The 6,316-nt window shown below is 69.5% G+C and carries 3 protein-coding genes; all 3 read left to right on the top strand.

Annotated features, from left to right (window positions below; all coding sequences use genetic code 11):
* Positions 1 to 17 precede the first annotated feature (17 nt).
* The 3 genes from D180_RS18660 to D180_RS18650 all read left to right on the top strand — a co-directional run bounded on the left by D180_RS18660 (position 18) and on the right by D180_RS18650 (position 6,104).
* Positions 18 to 998, top strand: a complete 981-nt coding sequence (locus D180_RS18660; RefSeq protein WP_081616536.1) for a DUF4105 domain-containing protein — start codon at positions 18 to 20, stop codon at positions 996 to 998.
* Positions 995 to 2,944 (top strand): alpha/beta hydrolase, encoded by a 1,950-nt coding sequence (locus D180_RS18655; protein WP_017913980.1) that lies wholly within the window; start codon positions 995 to 997, stop codon positions 2,942 to 2,944. The genes D180_RS18660 and D180_RS18655 overlap by 4 nt, the downstream gene beginning before the upstream one ends.
* Before the next feature lie 445 nt (positions 2,945 to 3,389).
* On the top strand, positions 3,390 to 6,104 hold the full coding sequence (locus D180_RS18650; protein WP_043091331.1) for a TonB-dependent receptor: 2,715 nt from the start codon (positions 3,390 to 3,392) through the stop codon (positions 6,102 to 6,104).
* Positions 6,105 to 6,316: the final 212 nt, after the last annotated feature.

The following is a 6,316-nucleotide window of genomic DNA, read 5'->3' as shown; positions in this document are numbered from 1 at the left end:
TGGCGCACGCACTGGCGATGCTGGCGGTGCTCGGCGCCAGCCTGTGGGGCGCGCTGTTCCTGAGCTATCTGCCGCATACCGGCGCGGTGGTGCGCTACGGCTCTGCGCTGCTGTGGGCCGCCTTGGGCGGCGCGGCGCTGTGGGGGCTGCGGCATCCGCGCGAGTACCGCGTGCTGCCGCTGCTGTTCGCGGTCGGCTGCGCCGGCATGGCGGTGGGCTGGTCGGCGCTGCAGCCGCAGCAGAACCGCGACTGGGCCGACGATGTCGCGCAACTGTTGCAGCCGCAGGTGGACGGGCACGTGGTGACCCTGCACAACGTGCGCAATTTCGCCTGGCGCAGCGACCACGACTACACCCCGCGCTGGGAGACGCGCCGCTACGACCTGGAGCGGCTGGCCTCGGCGGACCTGACGCTGTCGTACTGGATGGGGCCGGCGATCGCCCACACCCTGGTCTCGTTCGGCTTCGACGACGGCCGTCGCGTGGTGTTCTCGCTGGAGATCCGCAAGGAGCGCGGCGAGGCGTTCTCGGCGCTGGCCGGGTTCTTCCGCAATTTCGAGCAGGTGATGGTCGCCGCCGACGAACGCGACATCCTGGCGGTGCGTAGCAACGTGCGCGGCGAGGACGTCTATCTGTACCGGCTCAACCTGTCGCGTGCGCAACTGCGCCAGCTGTTCCTGGGCTATGTGGCGCGGGCGCAGCAACTGCAGCGCACGCCGCGGTTCTACAACACCGCCACCAGCAACTGCACCACCATCGTGTTCGAGCTGGCGCGCAAGCTCGATCCCGCACTGCCGCTCGACATCCGCCTGCTGCTGTCCGGCTACCTGCCGTCTTACGTCTACGCGCAGCACGGCTTCGTGCCCGGCTACAGCCTGGCCACGCTGCGCGCGCGCGGCCGCATCGGCGAACGCGCGCGCGCGGCTGGCGTTGGCGACGACTTCTCCACGCGCATCCGCGCCGGCATTCCCGGCGACGATCCCGCCGTCGCGCCATGATCTTGTACTCACGTCTTGCGCGGTGCGCGGGCACCGCGCTGCTGGCTGCCGGGCTGCTGCTCGGCAGCGGTTGTGCGATGGTCAGCGTGCAGTCGCGCAGCGCTGCCGACTACATCGCCACCCAGCGCGGCGACGTGCTCAGCACCGGCAAACTCAGCGATGCCAGTCTGGAGACGTTGCGCGTGCTCGCGCTCGACCCCAAGACCTGCGAGGCCGACGTTGCGGCCTGCGCCACGCAGCTGCGCGCCCTGCAGGGGCTGGACCAGGAGCGGCGGCTGGCGACCCTGTCGGAGCTGTGGGTGCATGCGGCCAATGTGCGCACGCCGCGGCAGGCGAGGGCGCTGGACGACGCGACGCTGCAGGCCTGGCTGGAGGCGGCGCGCTACGCTTACGCCTACCTGTTCTACACCCAGCGCCCGGCCAGTGCGCGCGCCTTCGAGGACCGGCAGACCCAGGTGCGCGACTACTACAACTACGCCGTGCAGCAGGTGGTCGGCGAGCTGTTCCTGCGCTGGCGCGCCGGCAGCGCCAGCGGCGAGTTACACGACGACGACACGCTGCGCACGGCCGGCTGGCAGGTGCGCGCGGACATGGGCAGCTTCCGCCTGCCGGGTGGCGTGGCACGGCCGGACGCGATGCTGCCGGCGTCGACGCTGCGCTTCGATGGCTTACGCAGCACCTACCGTCGCGACGGCTTCGGTGCCGAACTGGTCGCGGAGATCGCACCGTCCAAGGTCGGCGACCCGACCGCGGCGGCGGCCGCCAAGGCCACGCCAAACCCGCACGCGCCGGCGTTCAGCGAGATGCCGTATGCGCCGACCACGGTGCTGCTGCGCTTCGACGGCGACAGCCTGGCGCAGGTGCTGGACACCCGCAGCGTGGTGGTCGCGCCCTACGATCCGTACCGCGACGGCGAGGTCGAGGTGCACGGCCAGCGCCTGCCGCTGGCGGCAAACTTCACCGCGGCCTACGGCCTGTGGCTGGCCCGCGCCGGCTTCGCGCGGCAGTCGCTGCGCTCCATGCTCGGCCGCGAGGATGGCATCGACCAGCCGCATCTGTACCTGATGCAGCCATACGATCCGGACCGGCGCATCATCCTGATGCTGCACGGCCTGGCCAGCAGTCCGGAGGCCTGGGTCAACGTCGCCAACGAACTGATGGGCGACGAACAACTGCGCCGCCACTACCAGATCTGGCAGGTCTACTACCCGACCAACATGCCGATCGCCTGGAACCGCGCGCAGATCGAGACGCTGGTGCAGCAGACCCTGCGCCATTTCGATCCGCAGGGGCAGGCGCCGGCCTCGCAGCACATGGTCCTGATCGGCCACAGCATGGGCGGGGTGATCGGGCGCCTGTTGGTCAGCGACTCCGGCGACACGCTGTGGAACGACCTGATCGGTGCGCGCGGCGACCGGCGCCCGCTGGACCCGCAGGCGCTGGCGCAGTTGCAGCCGCTGCTGCGCTTCGCGCCGTTGCCGGAGGTGGACCGCGCCATCTTCATCGCCGCGCCGCAACGCGGCACCACCTTCGCCGAAGGGCGCCTCGGCCGCCTGGCCGGGCGCCTGGTGCGCCTGCCGGTGACGCTGCTCGATCGCTTGAACACCTTGCTGCAGGGGATCGACGGCCCCGACGGCGCGCCGATGCGCGTGCCCAACAGCATCGACAACCTGCGCGACACCGATCCGTTCGTGCGCGCGGCGGCGGACCTGCCGATTTCGTCGGCGGTGCGCTACCACACCATCATCGCCCGCCGCGATCCGGCGGTGCCGCTGGCCGACTCCGACGACGGCTTGGTGCCGTATCGCAGCGCGCATCTGCCGGGCGCGGTCTCCGAACTGGTGATCACCTCCGGCCACAGCGTGCAGGAGACCCCGCAGGCGATCCTGGAGATCCGCCGCATCCTGCACGCGCAATTGCAGGTGGACGCCGCCGCGCCGCGCTGACGCCGCCCGCGACGTGGGCCGCGCGTTCGCGTCGTCGCACGCCGGAGTCGCTGCGTGGTCGCGCCGCGCCAATCCGCAGACGGGCGACGCAATCGCCTGCGCGCGCGGCGACGCGCGCCTGACCCGAGCGCCCGACGCGCCGCTTCCTCCTGAGTGCCCCCTGCATCGCAGCGCACGCAGCGCCGCAGTTGTGCCCAATTGCGCAGGAAACGCGCCGAATCGACAGGCTTTGGTTTCAGGTGACATCGTTGTCATCAAATTGCAGCCGCGCCCGCCAACAATGCGCGCCGCCGTGAACACGATCGCGGCCTCTCTCCCCTCCATGCCCGGCCTGCGGCCCGTTCCGTTGGCCGCGCCTACGTTCGGATTTTTCATGTCGCACTCGATCCATCTTCAGAAACGCCTGTCACTGGCGATCGCCGCCGCGTTGCTCGGTGTCGCGCCGATGGCCTTGGCCCAGGCGCAGGATGCGCAGGAGACGCAGACCACCGCGTCCGACGCCAGCGCCAAGACCCTGGACAAGATCACCGTCGCCGTCACCCGCTACAACGCCGCGGACATGCAGATGGCCGCGACCAATACGGCCAACGTGCTGTCGGCCGAAGACCTGAAGTACACCGCCGTGCACAACATCGCCGAGGCACTGGGTCTGCTGCCGGGCGTCAACGTGGTCAACACCGGGCAGTCATACTTCGGCGGCGTCGACGGCGCCGCGCGCGGCGAGGGCATGTTCGCCTCGGTGCGTGGCCTCAACGCCGAGTACAACGTCAACCTGATCAACGGCGTCAACGTCGCCCAGGGCCTGCCCTACAGCCGCAGCGTGCAGCTGAGCCTGCTGCCGCCGTCGGGCCTGCAGACCATCGTGTTGAACAAGACCTCCACCGCGGCGATGGACGGCGACGCGATCGGCGGCACCATCGACTACCGCACCCCCAGCGGCTTCGACTACAGCGAGGCGATGGGCGGCAGCGTCACCGCCAGCGGGCGCATGGAAAGCCGCGCGCGCGACTACGGCGACAACGGCCTTGGCAAGGGCGCGGCCGGCGAATTCCACGCCAAGTTCGGCGCCGACAACCAGTTCGGCATCTATACCAGCGCGTACTACGACGAGCGCCACTACGTGAACAGCGAAGTGGCCAACGCCGCCGCCTCGCGTGGCGACTGGGGCAAGAAGTACTTCTCGCGCACCACGGCCAGCGGCCAGCCGGCGCCCGGCTACGATCCGCAGGACCTGCTGATGGCCACCGGCGCCAACATCGGCTATTCCGCCGGCGACACCAAGCGCTACGGCGGCCACGTGTCCTTCGACTGGCACGTCGACCCGAGCCTGCAGCTGTACGCGCGCGCCACCTACGCCTACGCCAAGACCGAGCAGAACACCGGCTACACCCAGCTGGTGCCGGCCAACGTGAGCCTGGCGCAGATCGGCACCACCGGCGTGTACCAGCCGCAGATCAACCGCGTGGCGGTGCGCTACTGGTACGAGACCAACCCGGAAGTGGCGGACCTGGCCACCTTCCAGTTCGGCGCCGACAAGCAACTGGGCAACTGGACGCTGTCGCCGAACCTGTTCTACAGCTACGGCGACAACGATCGCCCGGACCACGTGGAAATCTCCGCGCGCGTGGACCAGTACGCCTCCACCCAGTTCCCGTACGGCGGCGCCAGCACCTTCTCCGGCTACGACGGCGACGGCTTCCCCAAGCCGATGCTGACCCCGGCGCTGCAGGCCCAGGCCAGCGACATCGGCAGCCTGTATGCGCGTCGCTACGGCCAGCTGACCAAGTCCTACAGCGGCCAGACCAAGGGCGGCGCCAAGTTCGACGTGCGCTACGACTTCGACCAGGGCGCGCTGAGCAACATCCAGTTCGGCGTGAAGTACGTCGACAGCTCCCGCGACTTCACCTCGCGCGACTGGACCAACAGCAAGTTCACCGACGGCACCCTGCTGCGCGACACCGGCCTGGTGGTCGGCCAGTACGACTCGGTGTACCCGGGCAAGTACGCATGGCCGACGGTCAAGCTCAGCAACGGTGGGCTGAAGGCGATGATCGCCCAGCATCTGACCGCGGCCAGCTTCGACACCTGCGGCAGCCTGGCGATCAACAACCAGAACTGCGCGACCATGCGTGGCGACGAGGCGGTGACCTCGGCGTATGCGATGGCCACGTTCCGCAGCGGCGACCTGGAAGTGATCCCGGGCGTGCGCTTCGAGCACACCAGCATCCGCAACACCTTCTGGACCATGCCCGAAGACGCCAACGGCAACGAACTGCCCGGCTTCTTCAGCAGCAACCACACCAGCTACGACGTGCCGCTGCCGAGCGTGTTCCTGAACTACCGCCCGGGCAACGGCAACGCGGTGTACCGCGCCTCGGTGTGGACCAGCTACACCCGGCCGGCGCTGGTGCAGCTCGGCGGCGGCGCCAACTATGACGTCTCCAGCGACGGCACCACGGTCATCACCGAGGGCAATCCGGACCTGAAGCCGATCAAGTCGCTCAACGTCGACCTGTCCGGCGAGTGGGACAACGGCCACGGCGGCCACGCGATGCTGGCCGGCTACTACAAGCGCCTGACCGACTACATCTACGAGAGCGGCTCGGATCCGGCCAACGCCGGCACCAGCACCGGCGCCGGCAATGTGCGCTACGTGCGTCCGCAGAACGGCGGCGACGGCAAGGTGCTCGGCGTCGAGGCCGCAGTGCGGCAGACCCTGCAGGGCATGCCGGCACCGCTGGACGGCTTCGGCATCGGTGCCAACCTCACCCGCCAGACCACCCGTGTCGACCTGGGCATGGACGGCTTCCACGACGAGCGCATCCAGAACGCGCCCGACCTGATGGCCAACGCCGAGCTGTTCTACGAGAAGGGCCCGCTGTCGGTGAACCTGGCCTATCACTACTCCGGCGAGTACGTCTCGGTGTACGACTACTACAACCGCGGCGCCACCTGGGACGACCTGTGGGTCAAGCCGATCACCCGCGTGGACCTGCACGTGGGCTACACCTTCAACGAGCACCTGCGCGCCGACCTGTCGGTGGCCAACCTCACCAACCGCCTGAGCTACTGGGCGCACGTGGGCCACAACAGCACCGCGATCTCCGACATCGTCGATGCCGGCCGCACCGCGCTGCTGAACGTGAAGTACACGTTCTGAAGCGGGCGCTTGCGCACGCGGGACGCCGCCACCCGCCGCACGGCCTTGTGCCGCGCGGCGGGTGGGGCGTTGTCGGCCGCGCGCTGTTGCTCGTCTGGCTGGCGCTGATCGGCCTGCCGGGAGCGGCCAGCGCGGCAGCGGCACCGGTGACGGTGCCGATCGACGGCCTGCGCCTGGACCAGGTGCAACTGCTCGGCTCGCACAACAGCTAC

Origin of the sequence: Xanthomonas sp. SHU 166, assembly GCF_000364685.1 — a bacterium.
In the GTDB taxonomy this organism is placed as follows: Bacteria; Pseudomonadota; Gammaproteobacteria; order Xanthomonadales; family Xanthomonadaceae; genus Xanthomonas_A; species Xanthomonas_A sontii.
Note: the sequence above shows the minus strand (reverse complement) of the source record. Positions and strands in the feature narration are given on the sequence as shown.